Origin of the sequence: Novosphingobium sp., from assembly GCF_019748365.1 — a bacterium.
In the GTDB taxonomy this organism is placed as follows: domain Bacteria; phylum Pseudomonadota; class Alphaproteobacteria; order Sphingomonadales; family Sphingomonadaceae; genus Novosphingobium.
Window position 1 is genome coordinate 1 of record NZ_JAIEPN010000162.1, and the last position, 24,643, is coordinate 24,643.

Below are 24,643 nucleotides of genomic sequence, written 5' to 3' on the forward strand. Positions count from 1 at the left end.
AGCGACGAGGGCCTGACCGACGCCGGCCTGCGCATCCGCACGATGCGCCTGCCCGACGTGTTCCAGGACCACGACGCACCCGACAAGCAGTACGACACCGCAGGCCTCAACGCCCCCCAGATCGTCGATACCGTCCTCAAGGCCCTCCGCCACAACAGCGCTGGCGTCCAGGAAGCAAGGGCTTGATGCGGACGCGCCTGTTCCTTGCCCTCGTGATCGGATGCAGCGCTTCTGCGGCCGTTTTCGCGCAGGCGCCCGGGCATACGCTGACCATCAATGTCAGCAATGTCCGCGCCGCCAAGGGCCGGATCCACGTCGATATCTGCACGCAGGACAAGTTCCTGAAGGACGATTGCCAGTGGGCGGGCGAGGCCCCGGCCCGGCTCGGCACGACGCAGGTGGTCATCCGCGATCTGCCGCCCGGCCAATATGCCGCGCAGGCCTTCCACGATGAAAACAGCAACGCGAAAGTGGACCGCGCGCTGTTCGGCATTCCCAAGGAAGGCGTCGGCTTCTCCAACGATGCGCGCATTTCGTTTGGCCCGCCGAGCTGGAAGAGCGCGGTGTTCGGCCACAACGGCCAGAACGCAACCATCGCCTTCAAGCTGCGCTACTTCCTCGGCCGCAGCGGACCGCCCGCCACAAAGTGAGCCGCGCACAGTCCCTGCTTCGTACGGTGCCAGCCTCGCTGGTCACGGCCAGCCTCAGGCGGCCGTGGCTGACGCTCGCCATCGCGCTCGTGGTCACGGCAGCCGCGCTGCTGACCGCGATGCAGCGCATGGCGATCACGACCGATACCTCGCAGCTGATTTCCCCCGATGTCGCCTGGCGCGTCGAAGAGCGGCGGATGGAAGAGGCATTCCCGCAGCTGCGCGACGTGATGCTGGTGGTGATCGACGGCAAGACGCCCGAACTCGCCGAAGATGGCGCCGCCCGCCTGACAGCAGCGCTCGCCGCGGACAGCAAGACCTTCCGCCGCGTCACGCGCCCGGACGGCGGTGATTTCTTCGGACGGGAAGGCCTACTGTTCGGCTCGGTGGAGGACGTGCGCAGCGCGACGCGGACAATGATCGACGCGCAGCCACTGCTGGGCCCGCTCGCCGCCGATCCCTCGCTGCGCGGCGTCGCAAGCTCGCTCTCGACCATGCTCGACGGGGTGAACCGCGGCGACGTGAACCTCGCGCGAATCGACAAACCCTTGAACGCGCTGTCAAAAGCCATCGACGGCTTGCTCGATGGCAAGAACCCTGCGTTCTCGTGGCAGGAGCTGTTCGATACCGGCAGCGGCGGGCTTGCGCTGCCCAAGCGCCGCCTCGTCCTTGTCCAGCCGGTGCTCGATCACGCCGCGCTGATGGCGGGCGAGAATGCGGCTGACGGGGTCATGCGCGCGGCGCGGGAGCTGAAGCTCGATGAAGCGCATGGCGTGCGCGTGCGCCTGACGGGCGAAGTCCCCCTCGCCGACGAGGAATTCGCGACGCTTCAGGAAAACATCGGCGCCGTCGCCATGGTCATGCTTGGCGCCATGCTGCTGACGCTCTGGCTGGCGACCCGCTCGGTGAAGCTGGTCACCGCGATCATGGTTGCGATCATCGCCGGCCTCATCGTCACGGCCGCCGTCGGCCTCCTCGCGGTGGGCCGGTTCAACCTGATTTCGGTGGCTTTCATTCCGCTCTTCGTCGGCCTCGGGGTCGATTTCGGCATCCAGATCTGCGTGCGTTTCAATGCGGAACGAATGGACAGCGCAGATGCGGCGGACGCGCTGCGCAAGGCCGCCAGCGCGCTCGGGGCGCCGCTTTCGCTCGCAGCGGGGGCAATCTTCGTCGGCTTCGGGGCGTTCCTGCCGACGGCCTATATCGGCATCACCGAACTCGGCGTGATTGCGGGGCTCGGCATGATCATCGCGCTGTTTGCCAGCCTGACCTTGCTCCCCGCGCTCATCGTCGTGCTGCGCCCCGCCGCGCCGCGCCACGAAGTGGGCTTTGCGCAGCTGGCACCGGTGGACCGCCTGCTCGAGCGCAAGCGGCGCTGGGTGCTGTGGTCGTTTGCGGTCGCCATGGCGCTCAGCATCGCTTCGCTGCCGTGGGTGCAGTTCGACTTCAACCCGCTGCACCTGCGCGATCCGAACGCGCCCGCCATGCGCACGCTGAGCGACCTCACGCAGGACCCCGACCGCACGCCCAACACGATCGAGGTGCTCGCCCGCAGCCCCGCCGAGGCGCAGGCGCTGGCGGCAAGGCTCGAACGCCTGCCCGAAGTCTCGCACGTGGTTTCGCTCGGCAGCTTCATTCCGCCCGATCAGGAGGCCAAGCTGGCGCTGATCCAGGACGCCTCGGTCCTGCTCGACCTCACGCTCAATCCCTTCGATATCCTGCCCGCGCCAAGCGACGCCGAGATGATCGAAGCCATGGCGGCCACCCGCGTGAAGCTTGCCAGCGTGCGCGCCGCGCATCCCGGCCCTGATGGAGCCGCGGCGCGGCGGCTGGACGCGTCGCTGGACCGGCTGGCGAAGGCCACACCAGCACAGCGCATCGCGGTGGACAGCATGCTGGCCCAGCCGCTCGGCGTAATGCTGGGCCAGATGCGCTCGGCGCTTCAGGCCGAGCCGATCACCCGCGAGAACCTTCCGGCGGAACTGGCAGCGGATTGGCAAACGGGTAGCGGCCTGTCGCGGCTGCAGGTCTTCCCCAGCGGCGATGCGCAGGACAACCGCGTGCTGCGCCGCTTCCGCGATGCCGTCGCCGGGGTCACGCCCGCCATCTCCGGCCTGCCGGTGGCGACTCAGGCTGCTGCGTCAACCGTCGCCTTCGCGTTCGTCGAGGCGGGCATCATCGCCTTCGTGCTGGTAAGCGCACTGCTCTTCCTTGTCCTGCGCTCGGTGCGTGAAGTCGCCTTCACGCTCGCGCCGGTGATCCTCTCGATCTTCCTCACGCTGGGCAGCTGCCTCGTGATCGGCCAGCCGATCAACTTCGCCAATATCATCGCCTTTCCGCTGCTGTTCGGCGTGGGCGTCGCCTTCCATATCTATTTCGTGATGGCGTGGAGCACGGGCGCGCAGAACCTGCTGCAATCGAGCCTCGCGCGCGCGGTCATGTTCAGCGCCTTCGCCACCGGGACCGCGTTCGGCAGCCTCTGGCTCTCCACTCATCCGGGCACCGCGAGCATGGGCAAGATCCTGATGATCTCGCTGATCTGGACGCTGATCTGCGCGCTGATCTTCGAACCGGCGCTGCTCGGGCCCTCGCCGGAAACGAAAGCCGAGAAAGGCTAAGGGGCAGGCGGCTTGGCCGCCGGGTCTTCCAGCGGGTCGCTGAGTTCGGGAACCGGCTGCGGCGCGGCGGGCTGGGCAGCTGCCGGGTCCGCCAGCGGATCCTCAAGTTCCGGCTGGTCCTGCTCCACCCGCGGCGCTTCGCCGCCATGGCGAATGGCCTCGATCTCGGCCACGCGGTTCTGCTGCCAGGCCGACCGCAAGGTCGCGTAGGGATCGACCGCGCCGGATAGCAGTGCCTTGAGCGCATCATCGGATTCGGCACGCTGGTCGAGCCCGCCAACGACGGCGGTGGCGAGCTGGTACTCGATGGTGTCGAACGGTGTGCCGACCGCCAGCGGAATCAGCAGCCCTTCCGAAGATGTTCCGAGCAGATCACGCAAGTTGCTCGGTCCGAGGAACGGCAGGAAGATGTAAGGTCCCGGCCCTACGCCATAGAGCGCCAGCGTCGTGCCGAAGCCGTTGTTGCGGTGCGGCAGGTTGATCGTCTTGTCGTTGGCGACATCGATCAGCCCGCCCACGCCGACCGTCGAGTTGATCACGAACCGTGCAAGCGTGCGCGAGGCGCTGCGCGGCTTGCCCTGCAGGAGGAAGTTCAGGAACACGAGCGGTTCGGTGAGATTGCTCAGCACGTGGCGGATGCCGGTGCGCAAGGGCTTGGGCGCCACATGCTTGTAGGCCATCGCTGCCGGCCGGTAGACCGCCTTGTCGAGCACCCGCCAGGTGCCGAACATGGCCCGGTTGAAGCCTTCGAGCGAATCTCCGGCCTTTTCGTGATCACGTGGGCGCGCCGCCGGTGCTGGCGACGCGGCTTGCGTCCCGGAGTGCTCGGCAGGGGCGGCGGCAAGCGGCTCGGTCTGCTGCGGCGCGGCCTCGGCTGCCGCCTGCGCAGCGCCCGCCGGGGGCACCCCCGCCATTTCGGCCGCAGCCGGCTGGACCACGACCGCTCCGCTTTCCGGAGCCGACAACGCGACCGGAGCGCTGGCCAGCAGTGCCGAAATGATCAGCAACTATTCGCCCTTCGCCGCGATGGCGTTCATCCGCGCCACCAGCGCCTTGGCGCCGCCCTTCTGCAGCACGGTGCCGAAATCGGACCGGCGCGTCGCGATCTGGCTGATCGCGTTCTTGTAGAACACGTCGATGATCTTCCAGCTCCCCCCGCTCTGGCGCAGGCGATAGGCAATCGCGACCGGCGCATCCTTGGGCACCTTGAGCGTGGTGCGCACGACCTTGTCGCCTCCACGCGTTTCCACCCGCGGCGAGACCTCGAAGCTCTCGCCCCCATAACTGTCGAAGTTGCGGGCATATTGCGCCACGGTCATGCGTTTGAATGCATCGACCAGCGCCTGCTGATCCGCGGGCGAGACCTTCACCCATTCCGGCCCGACGGCGAGCCGCGTCATCAGCGCGAGATCGAAGGTCCGTTCCAGCACGGGGGCAATCACCTTGCTGCGCGCCTGCACGGTGCCGCCTGCGCGCATGGTCCTGAGCAGGCCGGCATCCAGCTCCTCGACCGTGGATACGGCAGGATCCGCCGCCTGTGCAAGGGCCGCGACCGGCACTCCAGCCGATGCGAGGACTGTGAAAGGAGCAATCGCAAGGATGAAACGATACATATTCAAGCCATGTCCTGCTGTGAACGGTTCGGGACAATTCGGGGCCGCAAGTCGGTGCTTTCGAAGCTTCGGGTGCTCAGCGAACACCAAATGGTGGGGCGTGTTTACACTTTTCACCGGCGGTCTGCTAGCCTCTCCGGCACAAAACGGTCCGGCCCGGATGGGATCACCCGCCTTGACGTAACGCATAGCGCTTGCGCACCGAACGGGGGATGAACGAATGGGTCGGCACCGGGTTGCAATGGCAGTGCCATGCGGTATCGACCTAGCGGACTGGTCAAGCGCACTTTCCCTCGTATAGACATGTTTTTATATGGCAATATGATGGGCGGCCGTTGCAAGGAGTCGAAAGCATTGCCGGAACTGTTCCCTTCGGATCCTATGCCTAGCCTTAACGTCATTCTTGCCAATCCCCGCGGCTTTTGCGCAGGGGTGACGCGCGCGATCGATATTGTCGAACGTGCGCTCGATCGCTTCGGTGCACCGGTCTATGTAAGGCACGAAATCGTCCACAACCGCTTCGTGGTCGATCAGCTTCGCGCCAAGGGTGCGATTTTCGTCGAAGAACTGTCCGAAGTTCCTTCCGGGGCGACCACCGTGCTCAGCGCCCACGGCGTTGCTCGCGCGGTTGAGGAGGAGGCGGAAGAGCGCCAGCTCCCGGTGATCGACGCAACCTGCCCGCTGGTCACCAAGGTGCATATCCAGGGCCGCCGCTATGCCAAGGCCGGACGCCGGATCGTGCTGATCGGCCATGCCGGCCATGCCGAAGTGATCGGCACGATTGGCCAGATCGATGCCCCGGTGCTGCTGGTATCGACCATCGAGGATATCGCAGCGCTGCCGCTCGAACCGGCGACACCGATCGCCTACGTCACCCAGACCACGCTCAGCGTGGATGACACGCGCGGGATGATCGCGGCGCTCCACGCGCGCTTCAGCGATGTGGTGGGTCCGGATGTCGACGACATCTGCTATGCCACGCAGAATCGCCAGACTGCGGTTCGCAAGCTGGCCGAAGTCAGCGATCTGCTCATCGTGGTCGGTTCGCGCAACAGCTCCAATTCAAACCGGCTGTGTGAGATCGGTACCGAGATGGGCATTCGCAGCTATCTCGTCGACGGCGGAGACGACGTCGAACCGGCATGGCTCGAAGGCGTGGAAACCGTCGGCATCACGGCCGGCGCTTCTGCTCCGGATGCTCTGGTGGACAGCGTGATCGCAAGGCTTCGCCGCCTTCGTGAGCTTTCCGTCACGCAATTGGAGGGGGTGAGCGAGAATATCGAGTTCAGCTTGCCTCCCATCTTGCGCCGCCCAGTCGCGACCAACGCCCCTGCCGCGCGTGCGGCAGCCAAATAGGATATTGGATGACACTCCCGCTTTCGCCGCTCGTCCGCATCGGCACCTACACGCTGAGCCAGCACATCAAGGGCGGGAAGTATCCGCTCGTGCTGATGCTCGAGCCCCTGCTGCGCTGCAATCTGGCCTGCCCCGGCTGCGGCAAGATCGACTACCCCGATGCGATCCTCAACCAGCGACTGAGCTATGAGCAGTGCATGGAAGCAATCGAGGAATGCGGCGCGCCCGCGGTCTCGATCGCCGGGGGCGAGCCGCTGCTGCACCGTGACATGCCGCGCATCGTCAAGGGCTACATCGAGCGCAAAAAGTTCGTCATCATGTGCACCAACGCGCTGCTCATGAAGAAGAAGATCGACGACTACCAGCCCTCGCCCTTCTTCACCTGGTCGATCCACCTCGATGGCGACAAGGGCATGCACGACCACGCGGTCGATCTTGAAGGCACCTATGAGGTGGCGATCGAGGCGATCGAACTGGCAAAATCACGCGGCTTTCGCGTGCAGGTCAATTGCACCGTGTTCGATGGCGCCGATCCCGAGCGGCTGGCCAACTTCTTCGACGAAATGCAAAGGCGCGGCGTCGAGATCACCATCTCGCCCGGCTATGCCTATGAACGTGCGGCGGATCAGGAGCACTTCCTGAACCGCGAGCGGACCAAGCAGTTCTTCCGCGACGTGTTCAAGCGCGGCAATGGCGGCAAGGCCTGGACTTTCACCAATTCGCCGCTGTTCCTCGATTTCCTCGCGGGCAACCAGACTTACGAGTGCACGCCGTGGTCGATGCCGCTGCGCACTGTCTTCGGCTGGCAGAAGCCCTGCTACCTCATCGGCGAAGGCTATGTCTCCACCTTCAAGGAGCTGATGGAAGGCACCGACTGGGAGAAGTTCGGCGTCGGCAAGTACGAGAAGTGCTCGAACTGCATGACGCACTGCGGCTTCGAAGGGACGGCGGCGACGGACGCGATCCGCAATCCGCTGAAGCTGCTGCGCCTTTCGCGCAAGGGCGTGCTGACGGAAGGGCCGATGGCGCCGGATGTCGATCTTTCCAAGGCCCGTCCGGCCGAGGACGTCTATTCCTCACACCTCGAGCGCGAACTCGCCAAGATCGCGAAGGAAAACCCCGCTGCGTCCAAGCGCGTCGTAAACGTCGCGTAGAACCCTGTGCGCGAGGCCCGCGTGGCGGCCGGTGCGGATCAGCGCCGGCAGCTGGGCGGGTCGGCGCGCCAGTGAGGACAGCACCGCGCCCAGCGCAATCCCGCCGTCCGGCCGCATGCCGACAAGGGCGGCGGGCGGCAGTTCCTCGTTGGCGGTATCCGAGATGACACGAATCGCCGCAAACGCCGCGCCATGCCGCCGGGCGGCACGGGCGGCGATGTGGCTTTCCATATCGACGGCAGCCGCCCCGGTTGCCTGCTGCAGCGCCGCTTTGCCAGCCACCCCTGCGGCGATGGCGTCCTGACCGGTGATGGAGGCGCGGATCGCCGCTGGCACGGCAGCAGCCAGCTGGCGCGCCAGCCCGGCATCCCCATCGATGATCACTGCCCCCACCGGAAGCGCGGGGTCGAGCCCCCCGGCAAGGCCGCTCGACAGCACAAGCGCAGGGCCGCGCTGCAACAGCGCATCAAGTTCCCGCTCGAGCCGCTCGCCATCCCCGCCGCCCGCCAGCACCTCGATGCCGGCAAAGCCGCGCCGGATCGCCTTGGCCTCGCTCCGGAGGCCGCAGACCACAATCGGCCGCGCGCTCACATCCCGACCGAGACGCGGCGATCGTTCGAACGCTTGAGATTGCGGTAGCGCGCCATGGCCCAAAGCGGGAAGTACTTGGGATAACCGTGGTAGCGCAGGTAGAACACGCGCGGGAACCCGCCGCCGGTGTAGTGTTCCTGCCCCCACAGGCCATCGGCCTCCTGATGCGCCGCAAGCCACGCCGCGCCGCGCTCGACCTCGGGCGCATCCACCTCCCCCGCCGCCATCAGCCCGAGCAGCGCCCATGCGGTTTGCGACGCGGTGGAAGGTGCGGGCGTATGGCCCTTGCGATCAAGCGCGTAGCTGTCGCAATCCTCGCCCCAGCCGCCATCCGGGTTCTGGATCGACTTGAGCCACGTGACGGCCCTGGCCACCGCCGGATCTTCGGGCGGCAGGCCTGCCGCATTCAGCGCGCAGAGCACGGACCACGTGCCGTAAATGTAGTTCACGCCCCAGCGGCCGAACCAGCTGCCCTCCGGCTCCTGCTCGCGGCGCAAGTAGTCGATGGCGGCGGCCATGCGCGGGCTGTCCAGCGGCTCGCCCAGCTGCGCCAGCATCGAGACGCAGCGCGCCGAAACGTCCGCCGTGGGCGGATCGAGCAGCGCACCGTGATCGGCGAATGGCAGATTGTTGAGGTAATCGGCCGTGTTGTCGGCATCGAATGCGCCCCAGCCGCCGTTCTTCGATTGCAGCCCGACAGTCCACTCCTTGCCGCGCTCGATCGGCATGCGGTCTGCCACCCCTGCCCGGTCCATCGCCATGACGACGACCGCGGTGTCATCAAGGTCGGGATAGTGCGCGTTGTTGTACTGGAATGCCCAGCCGCCGGGCCGCACGCCGGGGCGCTGGTCGATCCAGTCCCCCTCGACGTCAAGCACCTGCAGCGGCTTCAGCCAGTCAAGCCCCGCCTGCGCGCGCGCCACGTTGGCCTCACCACCCGCTTCCATCATCGCGTGCGAGGCCAGCGCGGTATCCCACACCGGCGAGACGCAGGGCTGGCAGTAGGCTTCATCCTCGTGGATCACGAGCAGGTTCTCGACCGACTTCCTCGCGATGGCGCGGTGCGGGTGATCCTCCGGATAGCCGAGCAGATCGAACATCATCACGCTGTTGGCCATCGCCGGGTAGATCGCGCCGAGACCGTCCTCGCCATTGAGCCGTTCCACCACCCAGCTCACGCACGTGTCGATCGCCTTCTTGCGCAGGCCCTTGGGCCAGAGGCTGTCACCTGCCTTGAGCACGCGGTCGAGCGCGTTGAAGCCGGTGGTCCAGAGCCACTTGGGGTCTTCGGCCTGCGTCAGGCGGCGGGGCTTTGCACCGCTGTAGAGCTCGTCGACCTTGATGCCGCGGCGATTGCGGGCGCAAGGCCTCAGCGCGCAGAGCACCAGCAGCGGCACCACCACCGTGCGCGCCCAGTAGGACATGCGCGAGAGGTGGATCGGGAACCAGCGCGGCAGCAGGATCAACTCGGGCGGCATCGTCGGCACTTCGGACCACGGACCGGCAGCGAAGAGCGCCAGCTGGATGCGGGTGAAGACGTTGACCGCTTCCGCCCCGCCAGCCTTGAGGATCGCTTCGCGCGCCCGAACCATGTGCGGCGCGTCGACGGAATCGCCGATCATCTTGAGCGCGAAGTAGGCCTTCACGCTTGCACTGACGTCAAAGCCGCCATCGTGGAACAGGCTCCAGCCGTCATGCTTGGTCGACTGGATGCGGCGCAGATAGCGCCCGATCTTGGCCTCGAGTTCGAGATCGTCCGGCTCACCCAGATAGTGCCGCAGCAGCACGTATTCGGCGGGGATCGTGCAATCGGCCTCGAGTTCGAACACCCAGTGGCCATCGGGGCGCTGCGCCTTGGTCAGGGCACTGGCGGCGCGGTCGACCGCGGCGTCCACGGTGGTCAGATCAAGGCGGGTCGGAGCTTCAAGCGTATCGAGCATGCCCAGTCCTCTAGCCTCGTTGCGCGGCAATCGCCAAGCCCGCAGCCGTCTCGCCCGAACGCAGCGCGCCTTCGATGGTGGCGGGGAGCCCGGTTTGCGTCCAGTCGCCCGCGAGCAGCAGGTTGTGCCAGCGGGTCTGCGCCGGCGGGCGCTTGGCATTCTGATCAGGCGTTGCGGCGAATGTGGCGCGCTTTTCCTTGACGACCTGCCATGCCGGCATCGGCGCGGTGAAGCCATAGGCGCGCTGGATTTCGTCCCAGAACGTGCGCGCCAGTTCCTCGCGGTCGAGCCCGACAATGTCCTCGGCGGCAGAGACCGTCACCGAAATGCGATCATGGAAGGCAAACAGCCATTGCGCCTTGGCCCCGAGCAAGGCCAGCATCGGGGGCACGCCGGCGGGCGGCGCAAAGGCGAAGTGTGCGTTGACGATCGAATTGTGCGTATCGGGCGCTGTAATCTCCGGCAGCAAGCCTTGCGCGATCCAGGCCGGGACGGCGAGCACAACGGTCTCGTCGCGCACGTCCTGCCGGATATCGCCCCAGTCCAGCGCGATCACGCGCTCGCCATCCGTCTCCACCCCGCGCAGCCGCTTGCCGAGCGTGATCGGCGCCCCGCGATGGGCCAGCCACGCCGCTGCCGGATCGACGAAGGCCGCCGACAAGGTGGGCTCGGCGATACGCGGCAGGGTGGCCTTCCCGCCGCGCAGCAGGGTCTCGCGCAGCACCGCTGCGGTCAGCGCTGCCGAGCCATCCGCAGGCGGGGTGTTGAGCACGGCAAGCAGCACCGGTTCGAGCAGTTTGTCCCACACCGGTCCCCGCGCGGCGATGCGTTGGCCGACCGTCGCGCCGGGGGTCTTGGCCAGCAGGCGCGCGAGCGGGAGGTAATCGGCAAGGCGGCTGCCGGGAACGCGGCGCGCGGGCGCGAGCACCCACCAGGGCAGCGGGCCATCGTTGATCCCGATGGTCCAGCGCGCGCCGCTGGAAAGGTCGGCAAAGGCGAAATCGGCATGATCCGGCCCTGCCAGCGGCGTATCGGCCCCCACCGTCCGGCGGAACCGCGCGACAGCCTGATTGCCGGCGAGGACGAGATGGTTGCCGTTGTCGATCGTGAGGCCAAGTTGCGCATCGTGATAGGATCGGCAGCGCCCGCCCGCCTGCGCCGCGGCTTCGGCAATTTCGACCGCAAAGCCCGCCTCGACGAGGCGCACCGCGGCGGACAGTCCGGCCAGACCCGCGCCGACAACAATCGCCTTCCGCATCATCAACGGGTTGCCAGCAGCCAGAAGACCGTGAGCAGCAATCCCAGCTTGTTGGTGCGGACGCGCTCGCGCGGCGGTGCCCAGCCGATCTGCTCCATGGTGCGGAGCATGCGGGCATAGGCGATTTCCATCAGCCGGGGCGCGATCAGGTGCCCCTTTGGCTTGGCGGCGAGGATCCGGCCGGCCTCGCGGTAGTGCTCATGCGCGCGCGCCGCCATGTGCCGGGCCGCCTTGTCCATGCGCGGATCGGTGGCAATCGCGGCAGGGGTGGTCGGCTCGATCCCGGCGAGGCGGAGCGCCTCGACGGGAATGTAAACGCGGCCGATTGCGGCATCCTCGTCGATATCGCGCAGGATATTGGTAAGCTGCAGCGCGCGCCCGAGATGATGAGCCAGCGCCACGCCGGTTTCGCGCTCCATCCCGAAGATGTTGACCGAAAGCCGCCCGACCGCCGAGGCGACGAGGTCGCAATAGGTATCGAGCTCGGCTTCGCTGGGGCAGACGATGTCGGCGGCAACGTCCATCGCCATGCCGTCGATCACCGCCTCGAAATCGGCACGCTCCAGTGCAAAGCGGTGGACATGGGCGGCAAGGAAGGCGGCGCGGCCGGGATCGCGCCCGGCATAAAGCGCATCGAGATCGCGGCGCCAGGCATCAAGCTGGGCCATCCGGGCAGGCCGCGCGCCTTGCTGGTCGTCGGCGATGTCGTCGACGATGCGGCAGAAGTCATAGACCGCATACATGGCGAACCGCTCGTCCTTGGGGAGCACCCGCATGCCGGCATAGAACGAGCTGCGGCTCGCCTGAGTCTCGCCTGCCGACGCGCTCATGCCGCGCGCCTCAGCAGCGCGGGCAGCGCGGCTCCGGTTGCGAGCCAGAGCGCCTCGGCCTTGCTGTGGTGGACCCTTTCACTGAGCGGATCGCGGCGTTCGAGCCGGTCGCACAGGCTTTCTGCAAGCTTCTGGATCACCGCGACTTCGGCAGAAAGGCGGCGATCGCGGATCTGCCGCGAAAAGGGCGCCGACTGGGCGAGAAGACCGCGCGTGCGCCGGGCGAGGTCGGTGATGATGCGGCGCAGCTGCGCGCTTGCCTTGTCTGCTGCGAGGTCGTTCACGTCGAGCCCTGTTTCGAGGGGGATGTAGACCCGGCCGAGCTGCCGGTAGTCCTTGCCGCAATCTTGCAGGTGATTGATCACCTGCAAAGCGGCGCAAAGCGCATCGTTTCCATGCCAGGTCTCGCGCGATTCGCCGTGGACGTCGAGCACATAGCGGCCGACCGGCATAGCCGAGACGCGGCAGTAGTCGATGAGGTCGTCCCAGGTCTGGTAGCGGCTCACCGTCACGTCGCGGGTAAAGGCTTCCAGCAGGTCGTGCGCATGAACCGGATCGATCCCGCGCTCCGCCATCGCCGCGCGCAGTGCCATTGCCTCGGGCGCGCCCTCACCGGCCAATCCGGCGCGCATCGCCGCCAGCAGCGCGAGCTTCTGATCTGCCGCTGCAGTCGGGTGATCGGCTATGTCATCAGATGCGCGCGCGAAGGTGTAGAACGCCCTCACGAGGCCGCGGTGCTCGGCCTTCACGAGAAAGCTGGCGACCGGGAAGTTCTCGTCTCGATCGCCTTTGCCAGAGGCTAGAGTTTTGGAATCCATCACAAATCCGCTGCCATCTGGCCCACTGCTGCTTGGGCCCGCCCCTTCCACATGCCGCCCCGCCCGCGCAAGTGCTGCCAGGCCGATAGCATGGTGCAGCCTAGGTAAAAAGCCGCAATCCCGGGAAGCGCCACACCCCAGAATGGGGAGCGCCGGTAAAAGCGGAGCATGGGCTGGAAGGTGATGGCCATGATGGCCCAGGCCACCAGCCCGAGCCAGCGCGCGAGGCCATCTGCAAACAGCGCCAAGGCCGGCGGCACAAGGTAGACGAGCGCCATGCCGAGTACGGTCCCGGCAAGCAGGAGCGGCGAATAGCGCAGCTGCGCATAGGCCGAACGCGAGATCATCGCCGCCACCGGAGAGAAGCCGCGATAGGGCCGAATGCTGCGCGAGCGGCGGGTCAGGCCGAGCCAGACAGGGCCCTGCTGCTTGAGCAGCGCGCCCAGCGTGCAATCATCGATCAGCGCGCCGCGGATCGCCGCAATCCCGCCCGCCTGCTCAAGCGATGTGCGCCGAACCAGCATGCAGCCCCCCGCCGCCGCGCCGATACCAGTCGGCCGGTTCACCTGGCCGAAGGGATAGAGCATCTGGAAGAAGTAGACGAAAGCGGGCACGAGCATGCGTTCGGGGGGCGTTTCGCAGTGAAGCAGCGCCATCAGCGAGACGAGCGAGAGGCCATCCGCTTCCCCGCGCGTCACCAGCATGCGCAGCGTATCCGGCGCATGTTCGATATCGGCGTCGGTGAGCCAGAGGTAGCGGGGCCCCTCCCCTGCACGCGCGACGCCCTGGGATACGGCCCAGAGCTTGCCAGTCCACCCGCGCGCGAGGGCCGCGCCGGTCAGCACTTCGAGCCGGTCCGAACCCAGCGCGCGGGCAATCTCCGCTGTGCCATCGCTGCTCTGGTCGTCGACGAGAATGACGCGGAAGCGGCCGGGATAGTCCTGCCGGAGCAAGCTGCCGACCGAGCGCGCGATAACGTCCGCCTCGTCGCGCGCCGGGACAACCGCGACGACATCAGGCCAGACTTGCGGTTCCGGCGGCATGGCCCGCGTATCGCGCTCGCGGGCCAGCCAGAACATGCCGCGTCCCAGCAGCAGGATGAGCCAGATTTTCAGGGATACGGCGCCGAGCGCAACCGCGATCATCGGATCATGCCTGTCTGCCGGAACCAGCCGATCGCATCGCGCACGGCATCGCCCCAGGGCCGGGCCCGATAGCCGAGTTCCTGCGCCGCCTTGTCCGAGCGGAAGAACATGCGGTGCCGCGACATCCGAAGCGAATCGAGCGTGAGGAAGGGATCGGTCTTGCCCGCCACGCGCGACCAAGCTTCGTTAAGCCAGGCGAGCGGCATCAGCGGCGCGCGCGGCAGACGCACTTGCGGCGGGCGACGGCCCATTTCGGCGGCAATGCAGACCAGCATGTCCCTGAGCATCACGTCCTGCCCGCCGAGAATATAGCGCTCGCCCACCCTGCCCTGTTCGAGCGCCAGCCGGTGGCCCTCCGCCACATCGTCGACGTGGACGAGATTGAGGCCCGAATCGACATAGGCCGGCATGCGACCATTCGCCGCTTCGACGATGATCCGCCCCGTCGGCGTCGGCTTGATGTCGCGCGGGCCAATGGGTGTGGACGGCAGGACGATCACCGCCGGAAGCCCCTCTTCGGCCACCATCTTCTCGACCAGCCGTTCGGCGACGACCTTGCTACGCTTGTAAGCGCCGACGGCCTGCTCCGGGCTTGCGGCATGGCGCTCGTCGACCGGCCCGGCGTCCGATGGTTTCAGCGTGGCAACGCTGCTGGTGTAGACAATGCGCTCCGCCCCTGCCTTCAGCGCCGCGCGCATGACGGCGCCGGTGCTGGCGAGGTTGTTGCGCACGATTTCATCCGGATCGGGCGCCCAGAGACGGTAGTCGGCAGCGACGTGGCACAGGAACCGGGCGCCCGCCATCGCGCGCAGGACACTGGCCTCATCGCGCGCATCCCCTTCGGTCAGTTCGCCCGGAAAATCGCCAAGATTGCCGCGCGGGCTGGAGGCACGGACAAGGCCGCGCACCCGGTAGCCGGCACCCGCCAGCTGCCGCGCGACAGCCGAGCCGACAAAGCCCGACACGCCGGTCACCAGTACGAGCCCCCGCGATTCGTCCATCAGCGGCAGCCCTCGAATGCCATGCAAGCCATGGCCGCTTGATTGACCGACCACGCTCCAGTGGCAAGGGGATTGGCATCCGGATCGCAGGTTTTGTTCAAATGTTTTGCCTCTGCCGCGAACCGGTCTAGGACGTCCGGCGATGACCGCCGCCGCATCTATAGCTTCCCTGATCGGCTGGCTGATACTGGCCCTGGCAGCGGTGGGCACGCTGTATTGGGCCGTGGCGACCCGGGTGCCGGCGCGGTTCCTGCAGGAAGAGAAGCCCGCCGCCGCGCGGTTTGAAGCGGTGACCCTGCTCAAGCCGCTCCATGGGGCGGAGCCGCAGCTGGAAGCCAATCTCGCCAGCTTCCTCAGGCAGACGCACAAGGGGCCGCTGCAAATGGTCTGCGGGGTGCAGCGCGCCGATGATCCGGCTGCACAGACCGTCCGCGCCTTGCAGGCACGCCATCGAGGCGCACGGATCGACCTCGTGATCGATTCGACCCGGCACGGTGCCAATGCCAAGATCGGCAATCTCATCAACATGATGGCCCGCGCCGAGCATGACATCGTGGTCGTGAGCGACAGTGACATGGCGGTGGAGCCAAACTATCTGGCACAAGTGCTTGCCGCGCTGGAAGCGCCCGGGGTCGGGGCGGTAACCTGCCTCTATCACGGGCGCGGCGACGCGGGGTTCTGGTCACGGCTGGCGGCCGCGGGGCCGAGCTATCAGTTCGTCGTCGGGCTCGTGTTCGGCAAGGTCATGGGGCTTGCGGAGCCGTGCATGGGCTCGACCATAGCGTTGCGCCGCTCCACGCTGGAAGCCATCGGCGAGTTCGAGGCCTTTGCCGATGTGCTGGCGGACGACCATGCCATGGGCGCAGCGATACGCGCGCAAGGGCTTGGCATTGCGATCCCGCCAATGCTGCTGGCGCATGCATCCGCCGAACAGAACCTTGGACAGGTGTGGCGGCAGGAGCTGCGCTGGGCCGCGACGATCCGCGCGCTTGCGCCCGCAGGCTATGCCGGATCGCTGATCGGCTTTCCGCTGGCGCTGGCGATGGTCGGGTGCCTGTTTCACCTCGTGCCCGGGCTTTGCCTCGTTGCGGCAGCCTTTGCGGTGCGGCTCTTCACCAAGCGGGTGGTCGACCGCCACGCAGCAGCTTCGACCGCGCCGTGGTGGCTGCTCCCGGCGCGCGATGCGTTCAGTCTTGCCGTATTTGTGGCAAGCTATTTCGTTCGCGTTGTTGATTGGCGCGGAACAAGGCTTAGAATGGAGGACGACGGGCAGATCGTCAGCCCCGCGGAGACTACAAGCTCATGATGCGTACCCTTTTCCTCCAGGCGCCGTCTTTCCACGGATTCGATGGTGGCGCCGGTGCGCGCTATCAGGCCAAGCGGGAAATCAAGTCGTTCTGGTATCCGACCTGGCTTGCCCAGCCGGCTGCGCTGGTCGAAGGCTCGAAGCTGATCGATGCGCCCGCCCACGATCTCAGCTGGGACGACATCGCGCATGAGGTGGACGACAAGGAACTCGTCATCCTCCACACCTCGACCCCCAGCTTCGCGCAGGACCTGCACACGGCCAAGCTGATCAAGGCGCGCAATCCCAAGGCCATGATCGGCCTGATCGGTGCCAAGGTCGCGGTCGAGACCCAGGAATCGATCGAGGCCAGCACCGATATCGATTTCGTGTGCCGCAACGAGTTCGACTTCACGATCCTCGACATCGCCAAGGGCATGCCGCTCAAGGAAGTCCATGGCATCACCTGGCGCGACAGTGATGGCAGCATCGTCCACAACAAGGACCGCGCCGTCATCGAGAACATGGATTCACTGCCCTTCGTATCGCCGGTCTACTTGCGCGATCTGAAGATCGAGAACTATTTCATCGGCTATCTCAAGCACCCCTATGTCAGCTTCTACACCGGCCGGGGATGCAAGAGCCGCTGCACCTTCTGCCTCTGGCCGCAGACGGTGGGCGGGCACAACTACCGCACCCGCACGATCCCGCACGTGATCGAGGAGATCAAGTACATCCTGCGCGAAATGCCGCAGGTGAAGGAAATCTTCTTCGACGATGATACACTGACCGACGATCGCCCGCGCGTGGAAGAGCTTTCGCGCGAACTGGGCAAGCTGGGGATCACCTGGTCGTGCAATGCCAAGGCGAATGTGCCCTATGATACGCTCAAGATCATGAAGGAAGGCGGCTGCCGCCTGCTGCTCGTCGGCTATGAAAGCGGCAACCAGCAGATCCTTCACAACATCAAGAAGGGCATGCGCATCGAAGTCGCCAAGCAGTTCACCAAGGACTGCCACGAGCTCGGGCTTGCCATCCACGGCACATTCATTCTTGGCCTTCCGGGCGAGACGTTGGCGACCATCGAGGAAACGATCCGCTATGCGATCGAGATCAACCCGCACACCATCCAGGTAAGCCTCGCCGCGCCTTATCCAGGCACTTTCCTCTACAAGCAGGCGGTGGAGAACGGCTGGTTCGACGGCACCGACCATCTCGTTGCCGAATATGGCAACCAGATCGCCCAGCTTTCCTACCCCGATCTGCCGGCGAGCGTGATCTTCAACAAGGTCGAGGAGTTCTACAAGCGCTTCTACTTCCGGCCGCGCAAGATCGGCGCCATCGTGAACGAGATGGTGCGCGACTGGGACATGATGAAGCGCCGCCTGCGCGAAGGTGTCGAGTTCTTCGAGTTCCTGCGCAAGCGCAAGGAAGCAGCCTGATCCTTGGCGACGGACGAGACGCGAAAGCTCATCGTCACGGCGGATGACTTCGGCGCATCGCATGAAGTGAACGCCGCCGTCGAGCAGGCGCACCGCGATGGCATCCTCACCGCCGCCAGCCTGATGGTTGCCGGCGATGCGGCGGCCGATGCGGCCGAGCGCGCGCGCCGGCTGCCCCGGCTCGGCGTCGGTCTGCATCTGGTGCTGGTCGAGGGCCGCCCGATCCTGCCGCCGAAGCATATCCCCGCGCTGGTCGACCGCTCCGGTCAGTTCCGCACCGATATGGTCCGCACCGCGCTTACCATCTTCGCCTCGCCCTCCGCACGGCGGCAACTCGCGGCAGAGATCGAGGCGCAGTTCGCAGCCTTTGCGGCGACCGGGCTCAGGCTCGATCATGTCAACGCGCACAAGCACTTTCATCTGCATCCGACGATCGCCTCTGCAATCCTGCGCGCAGGAAAGCGCCATGGCATGACCGCAATGCGGGCGCCGATCGAACCGCCTGGCGTGATCGCCGCAATCGATGGCACGCCGCGCCGCGCAGGCATCGAGCATCTCTGGGCCAAGGTCCTGCGCCGCCGCCTGCGCAAGGCCGGGGTGACAGTGCCGGATCAGGTGTTCGGCCTTGCCTGGTCGGGGGAACTGACCCCGCAGAAACTGCGCGCGCTGCTCGAAAATCTTCCTTCCGGCCTTACCGAAATCTATGCCCACCCGGCGCTCGGGCCCTATCCGGGCAGCGCGCCGGGCTACCTTTATGCCGAGGAACTTGCCGCGCTGACCGACCCTCTTGCCAAAGCGGCGATCACGCGCAATGGCATCGCCTGCGGACGATTTGCAGACTTTGACAGGACATGCTCATGACGATGGCACGCACCTGGGGGGAATACGACGAGGCTGCACCACTGCCGCAAGGCCGGGTCCGGCTCGGCAGCGCGGAACACCTGATGGTGATGAGCCGGATGCTGCTCGACACCCACGATCCTTATCGCCCCGCCCTGATCGATTGGCCGAAGCTGGACGCCGAAACACAGGCGAAGATCACCTCGCTGCCGATCTGGGACATCGCCGTCGCCACCGAAGGCCGCGCGTCGATGAACGTGAAGACTTATGCCGAGATGATCCGCCAGCCGCTGCTCAAGGCGGCGACGCAAATGAACGCCTTCGAGGAAGCACGCCACAAGCTGGTGCTGGCCGATATGGTGCAGGCCTATGGCATCGTGCTCGAGGAGGAACCGCCCTATCCGCGCCCGCGCGATCCCGAATTCGCCTTCATGCGCACGGGATACTCCGAATGCATCGACAGCTTCTTCGGCTTCGGCCTGTTCAAGATCGCCAAGGACTCCGGTTTCTTCCCGCCTGAGCTGGTCGATACCTTCGAGCCGGTGATGCGCGAGGAAGGGCGGCATATCCTGTTCTTCGTGAACTGGGTGGCCTGGTGGCGGCGCAACATGCCGTGGTGGCGCCGGCCGCTCTTCGAGGCGAAAGTGATCGCGGTGTGGTTCTGCCTGATCTGGGAACGCATCGACATGGCCAAGGGCATGGGCAACAACACCCGCGCGCAGGATAACAACTTCACGCTGAATGGTTCCAAGGAACTGGGTGTCGAGGTGAGCTTTCCGGAACTCGCCCGGATCTGCCTTGCCGAAAACGACCGCCGCCTTGCCGGCTATGACCAGCGCCTGATCCGCCCGCGCCTTGTGCCCGGCGCGATTCGTCTGGCCTTGCGGTTCCTCAAGGCTCCCAAGGCGGGAGAGAGCGCCTGACCATCTGGAGCCGGGTCGGCATCCTTGCGGCCACAGTGCTGGGTCTTGCCATCGCGGTCTGGACGATCGGCGACGTGGGCCTTGCTGGCATCGCGCAGACCGCACAGCACATGGGACCGGGCGGGTTCGTGGCGATTTGCGCATGGTCGCTGGTGACCTCGTGGCTGCTGGGCGGCGCTTGGCATGCCGCCGCCCCGGGCGAGCCGGCACCGTCCGTCCTGCTCTTTGCCTGGGCCCGTCTGGTGCGTGATTCGGTCTCGAACCTCCTGCCCTTTTCCGAGCTCGGCGGCATCTACCTCGGCGTGCGCACCTTGCTCCGCGCCGGGGTGCCGCCCCCGCGCGTCTATGCCTCATTCGTGGTTGATCTCACCACCGAAATGGCAAGCCAGCTCGTCTATACGCTGTTCAGCCTGCTCGCCATGGCACCCTTGCTGATGGGGGCGGATGCGGCAGGACTGCGCCCGGCGATTGTCGGCGGCACCGCCGTGATGTTTGGCTGCATTTTTCTGTTCATGCGCATGCAAAAGGTGGTGCTTGCCCTTGCCGGCCGCATTGCCGCGCGCTTCCTGCCCGAGACAACCGTACTCGGCGAAGTGCAGGCCGAACTCTCGCGCATCTATGCGCAGCGTGGCCGCGTCCTTGCCGCCTTCCTGTTCAATCTCGCCGCCTGGACCGCCAGCGGCGTGGGCGCCTGGTTCGCGCTCAAGCTGATGGGGAGCGACATCGCGCTGTGGAAAGTGCTGTCGCTGGAAGGCGTGATCTTCGCCTTGCGAAGCATGGCCTTCGTCATTCCGGGGGCGATCGGCGTGCAAGAGGCCGCCTATGTGCTGGTCGCACCGCTGTTCGGCCTCGCGCCTGAAGCGGCGCTGGCGCTTTCGCTGGCCAAGCGCGCCCGCGATCTCGTGATCGGCGCGGCCGCCCTGCTCGCCTGGCAGCTTCGGGAATCCAGAGATCTGTTTGTGCAGCCCTAGAGCCGCCATCAATCGCCGTGTTCTATTTGTCCGGGACTGACGTGCGGTAATCCCCGAAAGTCCCGTCCCGCGCATCGAGCGCACCGCGCACATCCCCGGCGCGGAAGCCCGCGAAAGTCTGCCGGGACGCTTCGGTGGTCATTGCCAGAGCCTGCATTTCGGTACCCGCCCGGATCGCCGAGCGCAGCCCCATGGCTTCCATCGCCCGGTGTACCGATCGCTTGTTCATCTGCTGGACTTCGGGCGGGATCTTTGCAATCCGTTCCGCGATCTTGAGCACTTCGGCTTCGAGCGTTTCGGCCGGGAACGCCCGGTTGGCAAAGCCCACACGCACCGCTTCCTCGGCGGAGAGCGCGTCTCCCGTCAGCATCTGCTCCATCGCTGAACGCAGGCCGCATAGCCACGGGTGAAACTGGGTATCGGGCGGGCTCATGCCGCGCACCGGCGGGTAGCCGATCTGCGCGTCGTCGCTGAGGTAGATGAGATCACACGCCGTCGCGAGCTCCGTGGCACCAGCAAGGCACCAGCCGTGAACCTGTGCAACAACGGGCTTGGCCAGATCCCAGATCCGGAACACCCCTTCCACAACATGTCGCGGCCAGAAGCCGGGGCCGCCGGCCGTATGGTAAGGCGGCGCCTGTGTGGCGGCCTCCGGCGAGAGGTCATAGCCGGCGGAAAAGCATGAGCCTGCCCCCCGCAGGATGATGACCCGAACCTCCGCGTCCCTGTCCGCCGCCTCAAGCGCCGCGAACAGCTCCGTTCTGAGCGCATTCGAGAGCGCGTTGCGCTTCTCCGGACGGTTCAATGTAAGCCGCCGGATGCCGGGGCGCGGCATGTCGCACAGCACCAGAGACGAGGACGCATCGTTCATCGCGGCAACTCCAGCCCGTTCAGTAAATCGTGTAGCCCCCGTCGAGCACGATGCTGTCCCCGGTGTGGAACCGCGATGCATCGGAGGCGAGGTAGACCGCGATCCCGCCGAAATCCTCGGGCTCGATCCATTGCCGGAAGGGCACGCGGGAAATCACCTGGCGGTTGAACTTCTCGTTCGCTTGCGCAGCCTCGGTCATCTCGCTCACCGTCCAGCCCGGCAGAACCGCGTTGGCGCGCACGCCGTAGCGGGCAAATTCGACCGCTGTCGCCCGGACCAGCGAACACAGCGCACCTTTGGCCGCACCATAGGCCTGATTGCGCGCCGCGCCGTGGATCGCCGATGTCGACGAGATCGCGATCAGCGAGCCGCCCGGATCACCCGCTTCAGCGCGCGCCTTCATGTGCTTGCAGGCCTCGCGCAGCGTGAAGAACACGCCATCGAGATTGACCGCCATGACCTTGCGCCACTGCTCGGTGGGAAACTCGGCGAAGGGAGAACCACCGCCAACACCCGCATTGGCGATGACCGTATCGACCCGGCCGAACGCGGCGACCGCCTTCTCCATCGCGGCGATGACGGCATGCTCGTCCGAGACATCGACAATCTCGCTCGCCACGCGGGCACCGGTTTCCTGCAGCTTGCTGATGGCGGCTGCATTCTTGGCCGGGTTCGTTCCCCAGATGATGACAGACGCCCCCGCCTGGGCCAGCGCCTCTGCCATGCCAAGGCCGATGCCGCCGTTCCCGCCGGTCACGAGCGCGACTTTTCCACTGAGATCGAAGGGCTGGTAAGGCATTGCGATGCTTCCTCAATTGGCGCTCGGTGGGCGCCTTGCGCATGAAGGTCCATCACATGCGCGAGCTAGTCCACTTGTGCAAAGTGCTAGTGGAAGGGAAGCGTGCTTGGCGGAGCGGATGGGATCCGCAGCGCAATTCCAGTTGCATGCTTTCATTCTCTTGAGCGACAATTGCTTATAGAACACCCTTTCCTGTGTCCCCGACCAGTCCCTCAGACCGCGATCACGGGATTGCGCAACATGCCGATCCCTTCGATGTGCGATTCCACCACATCGCCCGGCCACATCCATTCCTGCGGGCTTCGTCCGGCGCCAACGCCCGCCGGCGTCCCCGTCGCGATAATGTCACCGGGCTCAAGCGTCATGACGCTGCTGATATCGGCGATGAGCGCATTGATGTTGAACAGCATGAAGCGGGTATTGCTGTTCTGCTTCTCGACCCCGTTCACCTTGGTCCACAGATCGAGATTGTGCGGATCGTCGATTTCATCCCGAGTGACGATGCAGGGCCCCATCGGCGCAAAGCTGTCCTGACCTTTGGAGACGATCCACTGGCCCGCCCGGCGGCAATCGCGCGCGCTCACATCGTTGATGATCGTGTAGCCGAACACATGATCGAGCGCCTGCGCCGCTTCCACATGGCTTGCGGTCTTGCCGATGATCACGGCCAGTTCGGTTTCCCAGTCGAGTTGCTGGGTAACCTTGGCGTTGTGGCGGATAGGCGCGTTCCACGCCACGACGGCCGTGGGCGGCTTGGAGAAGATGACCGGCTGCTTGGGGAGTTCCTCCGCCGTATCAAGCGCACGGGCGGACTCGGCAACATGCTCGGTATAGTTGAGGCCGATCCCGAAAATGTTCTTCCGCGGACGAGGAATGGGCGGGAGCAGCATAACATTTGGCTCGGGGTACGCGCACGAGACGAGCCTCGCCGGTGTCGCAGTGTCGGCCGCATCCCTCAGCGCCACGAGCGCCGGCTCTCCAAGATCGATGAATTCAAGCATCGTGGATGGCAGCACGCAGCCGCTGATGGCGCCAAGGCACGCCACATCGATGACAAGGCCGTCCCGCAGCAGCCCCAGCCGCGCAGCCTCCTCGCGATATCGGTAGGTCACAAGACGCATGCTAATTCCCCCCGCTGATCCATGGGTGTTAGATTGTGCCCGTTCATGCGCAACCATCCTGATGGCTGTCATTCTCGACCAACGTTTCGGAACGCATCACGCCAAGCGCCTCCATCACCGGGAAGTCGTTGAACGAGAAAAGAAAGGCCTCGCGATCGGGTTCGAGATTGACGTGCTCGTGCCACTGCCAGGCCGGCACGCAGAAGATATCATGCTCCTGCCAGTCAAACCGCTGACCGCAGATGATCGAGTAGCCCTGCCCCTCGGCCACATTGTAGACGACGTTGCCCGTGTGGCGGTGCGCCCGTCCGCGAAAGCCCGCCGGCAGCATCTGCATCTGGGCGCCCATCGTCTGCATGGCCCAACCGCCGGTCAGCGGATTGGCGTAGCGCATGATGTGCCCATCGAACGGGTCCGGCACGCTGACGCTGGCAAAATCCTGCAAGGCCGCGCGCGTCCGCTCCCAGCGATAGACCATGGTCGGCGAATAGGGCTTGCCCCAAGCCGGAGCGCTGGACGGCACCATGCCGCCGCCGAACGTCAGCGGCAAATCGTTCTCCGGGTAGGCGGCGGTCTGGGCCGGTTGATCGTAAACGGCATAAAAATTGGTCTCGAGCGCGTTCATCAGCGGGATGTCGAGGCCATCCTGCCAGACGCAGATCTGGCCGTCCGGGGATACGCCGTGGTCGTGCCAGCAGCCGTTCGGCGTCAGCACATAGTCGTTCCGGCCCAGCGAAATGCGATGCCCGTCGACCACGGTGTAGGCGCCGGCCCCTTCCATGATGAAGCGATGTGCCGATGCGGTGTGCCTGTGGGCCGGTGTGATCTCGCCCGGCTTCATCGCTTGCAGGCCGCTGAACAGCCAGCCCACGACGGCGGTATTGTCACGGCCCGCCTGCGAATCGTTGAGCAGCGCGACGACCCGCCGTCCGGCATCTTCCGGCCGCACCAGATCAATCGCCTGCATGCAGAGCGAACGCATGGTCTGGTACTTCCACAGCGTCGGGGCGTAGCGGGTCACCGGCTCCCATGGCTCGATGGCATTGGCGCGGTTCCAAAAGGCGTCCGCGTTGTGCCGGCCAAGCTCCGCGTAGAACGCCTGCAAGGCCGGGGTAGCGGAAACGTTGGACCGTCCGAGAAGCTTGTCGCGGGGATCAACGGCATGTTCGGTCATCACGAAGCTCCGATTCAGGTCACTGCTGCGCGTTCGCGATAGTGCGGCTTGTCCCAAGCCCGGGTTGCGCAAATGTGCCGCAGCCTTTCGACCGCGTCATAGACATCGACGTAGCGCAGATAGAGCGGGGTGAGGCCGAAGCGCAGCACATCAGGGGCGCGAAAATCGCTGTCAACACCGGGATAAAAACGGGCCAGGCACCGGTTTAAAAAGGGGCCAGTTGGGTTGAATAAAAAGCCCCAT

23 protein-coding genes and 1 pseudogene are annotated in these 24,643 nt (G+C 65.8%); 10 read left to right on the plus strand and 14 right to left on the minus strand.

The genetic code is table 11. The features are described 5' to 3' along the window. From K5Q19_RS17680 to K5Q19_RS17690, 3 genes are all read left to right on the plus strand, one after another. Positions 1-186 (plus strand): hypothetical protein (locus K5Q19_RS17680; RefSeq protein ID WP_292948035.1); only part of this gene is annotated, 186 nt, incomplete at its 5' end. Further along, the gene (locus K5Q19_RS17685; protein ID WP_292948072.1) at positions 186-650 is read left to right on the plus strand and encodes a DUF2141 domain-containing protein; all 465 of its coding nucleotides are present in this window, start codon (positions 186-188) and stop codon (positions 648-650) included. The genes K5Q19_RS17680 and K5Q19_RS17685, both read left to right, overlap by 1 nt. Next, entirely contained in the window at positions 647-3,268 is a 2,622-nt protein-coding gene (locus tag K5Q19_RS17690; protein WP_292948037.1) for an MMPL family transporter, read from the plus strand. Before K5Q19_RS17685 ends, K5Q19_RS17690 begins: the two co-directional genes overlap by 4 nt. On the opposite strand, the gene K5Q19_RS17695 is transcribed toward K5Q19_RS17690, so the two are convergent. Beyond that, positions 3,265-4,275 (minus strand): VacJ family lipoprotein, encoded by a 1,011-nt coding sequence (locus K5Q19_RS17695; RefSeq protein ID WP_292948039.1) that lies wholly within the window; start codon positions 4,273-4,275, stop codon positions 3,265-3,267. The genes K5Q19_RS17690 and K5Q19_RS17695 overlap by 4 nt on opposite strands. Then, on the minus strand, positions 4,276-4,881 hold the full coding sequence (locus K5Q19_RS17700) for an ABC transporter substrate-binding protein (protein ID WP_292948041.1): 606 nt from the start codon (positions 4,879-4,881) through the stop codon (positions 4,276-4,278). Between the two features lie 381 nt (positions 4,882-5,262). Between K5Q19_RS17700 and ispH the strand changes: the two genes are divergently transcribed. Together ispH and hpnH are read left to right on the plus strand one after the other, a co-directional pair. Beyond that, a complete protein-coding gene (gene ispH / locus K5Q19_RS17705; protein WP_292948043.1) occupies positions 5,263-6,237 on the plus strand; it encodes a 4-hydroxy-3-methylbut-2-enyl diphosphate reductase in 975 nt (324 codons plus the stop codon). 8 nt (positions 6,238-6,245) lie between these two features. After that, positions 6,246-7,391: an adenosyl-hopene transferase HpnH gene (gene hpnH / locus K5Q19_RS17710; protein ID WP_292948045.1), complete on the plus strand. Its 1,146-nt coding sequence runs from the start codon at positions 6,246-6,248 to the stop codon at positions 7,389-7,391. On the opposite strand, the gene K5Q19_RS17715 is transcribed toward hpnH, so the two are convergent. The 7 genes from K5Q19_RS17715 to hpnA are packed head-to-tail and all read right to left on the minus strand — an operon-like array spanning position 7,314 to position 14,974. After that, entirely contained in the window at positions 7,314-7,982 is a 669-nt protein-coding gene (locus K5Q19_RS17715) for a phosphorylase (protein ID WP_292948046.1), read from the minus strand. The two genes, hpnH and K5Q19_RS17715, sit on opposite strands and share 78 nt — an antisense overlap. Further along, a complete protein-coding gene (gene shc, locus K5Q19_RS17720; protein WP_292948048.1) occupies positions 7,979-9,922 on the minus strand; it encodes a squalene--hopene cyclase in 1,944 nt (647 codons plus the stop codon). The genes K5Q19_RS17715 and shc overlap by 4 nt, the downstream gene beginning before the upstream one ends. A gap of 10 nt (positions 9,923-9,932) precedes the next feature. Then, positions 9,933-11,180: a hydroxysqualene dehydroxylase HpnE gene (gene hpnE, locus K5Q19_RS17725; RefSeq protein WP_292948074.1), complete on the minus strand. Its 1,248-nt coding sequence runs from the start codon at positions 11,178-11,180 to the stop codon at positions 9,933-9,935. A 2-nt stretch (positions 11,181-11,182) separates the two neighbouring features. Then, complete coding sequence (gene hpnD / locus K5Q19_RS17730; RefSeq protein ID WP_292948050.1) at positions 11,183-12,010, minus strand: presqualene diphosphate synthase HpnD; 828 nt, start codon at positions 12,008-12,010, stop codon at positions 11,183-11,185. Further along, the gene (hpnC, locus tag K5Q19_RS17735) at positions 12,007-12,828 is read right to left on the minus strand and encodes a squalene synthase HpnC (RefSeq protein ID WP_292948052.1); all 822 of its coding nucleotides are present in this window, start codon (positions 12,826-12,828) and stop codon (positions 12,007-12,009) included. The genes hpnD and hpnC overlap by 4 nt, the downstream gene beginning before the upstream one ends. After that, positions 12,828-13,973 (minus strand): glycosyltransferase, encoded by a 1,146-nt coding sequence (locus K5Q19_RS17740; RefSeq protein ID WP_292948053.1) that lies wholly within the window; start codon positions 13,971-13,973, stop codon positions 12,828-12,830. Before K5Q19_RS17740 ends, hpnC begins: the two co-directional genes overlap by 1 nt. After that, positions 13,970-14,974 (minus strand): hopanoid-associated sugar epimerase, encoded by a 1,005-nt coding sequence (gene hpnA / locus K5Q19_RS17745; protein WP_292948055.1) that lies wholly within the window; start codon positions 14,972-14,974, stop codon positions 13,970-13,972. Before hpnA ends, K5Q19_RS17740 begins: the two co-directional genes overlap by 4 nt. Positions 14,975-15,116: 142 nt before the next feature. Between hpnA and hpnI the strand changes: the two genes are divergently transcribed. The 5 genes from hpnI to K5Q19_RS17770 are packed head-to-tail and all read left to right on the plus strand — an operon-like array spanning position 15,117 to position 20,435. After that, on the plus strand, positions 15,117-16,280 hold the full coding sequence (gene hpnI / locus K5Q19_RS17750) for a bacteriohopanetetrol glucosamine biosynthesis glycosyltransferase HpnI (protein ID WP_292948057.1): 1,164 nt from the start codon (positions 15,117-15,119) through the stop codon (positions 16,278-16,280). Then, a complete protein-coding gene (gene hpnJ, locus K5Q19_RS17755) occupies positions 16,277-17,701 on the plus strand; it encodes a hopanoid biosynthesis associated radical SAM protein HpnJ (RefSeq protein WP_292948059.1) in 1,425 nt (474 codons plus the stop codon). The genes hpnI and hpnJ overlap by 4 nt, the downstream gene beginning before the upstream one ends. 3 nt (positions 17,702-17,704) lie before the next feature. Next, a complete protein-coding gene (hpnK, locus tag K5Q19_RS17760) occupies positions 17,705-18,562 on the plus strand; it encodes a hopanoid biosynthesis-associated protein HpnK (protein ID WP_292948061.1) in 858 nt (285 codons plus the stop codon). After that, the gene (locus K5Q19_RS17765; protein WP_292948063.1) at positions 18,559-19,464 is read left to right on the plus strand and encodes a ferritin-like domain-containing protein; all 906 of its coding nucleotides are present in this window, start codon (positions 18,559-18,561) and stop codon (positions 19,462-19,464) included. The genes hpnK and K5Q19_RS17765 overlap by 4 nt, the downstream gene beginning before the upstream one ends. A gap of 20 nt (positions 19,465-19,484) precedes the next feature. Continuing rightward, positions 19,485-20,435 carry a lysylphosphatidylglycerol synthase domain-containing protein gene (locus tag K5Q19_RS17770; RefSeq protein WP_292948075.1) on the plus strand — a complete coding sequence of 317 codons (951 nt, stop codon included), beginning with the start codon at positions 19,485-19,487 and terminating at the stop codon, positions 20,433-20,435. Positions 20,436-20,457: 22 nt separating this feature from the next. Here the strand turns inward: K5Q19_RS17770 and K5Q19_RS17775 are convergent, their stop codons facing one another. The 5 genes and pseudogenes from K5Q19_RS17775 to K5Q19_RS17795 form a co-directional block, all read right to left on the minus strand. Continuing rightward, positions 20,458-21,306 carry an enoyl-CoA hydratase-related protein gene (locus tag K5Q19_RS17775; protein WP_292948064.1) on the minus strand — a complete coding sequence of 283 codons (849 nt, stop codon included), beginning with the start codon at positions 21,304-21,306 and terminating at the stop codon, positions 20,458-20,460. 19 nt (positions 21,307-21,325) lie between these two features. Continuing rightward, positions 21,326-22,105: an SDR family oxidoreductase gene (locus K5Q19_RS17780; protein ID WP_292948066.1), complete on the minus strand. Its 780-nt coding sequence runs from the start codon at positions 22,103-22,105 to the stop codon at positions 21,326-21,328. Between the two features lie 212 nt (positions 22,106-22,317). Beyond that, complete coding sequence (locus tag K5Q19_RS17785; RefSeq protein WP_292948068.1) at positions 22,318-23,226, minus strand: fumarylacetoacetate hydrolase family protein; 909 nt, start codon at positions 23,224-23,226, stop codon at positions 22,318-22,320. Positions 23,227-23,269: 43 nt separating this feature from the next. Then, positions 23,270-24,400, minus strand: coding sequence for a cupin domain-containing protein (locus K5Q19_RS17790; RefSeq protein WP_292948070.1), 1,131 nt, complete (start codon positions 24,398-24,400; stop codon positions 23,270-23,272). Positions 24,401-24,414: 14 nt separating this feature from the next. Next, positions 24,415-24,643: pseudogene (locus tag K5Q19_RS17795) on the minus strand (kynureninase); the annotation flags it as partial.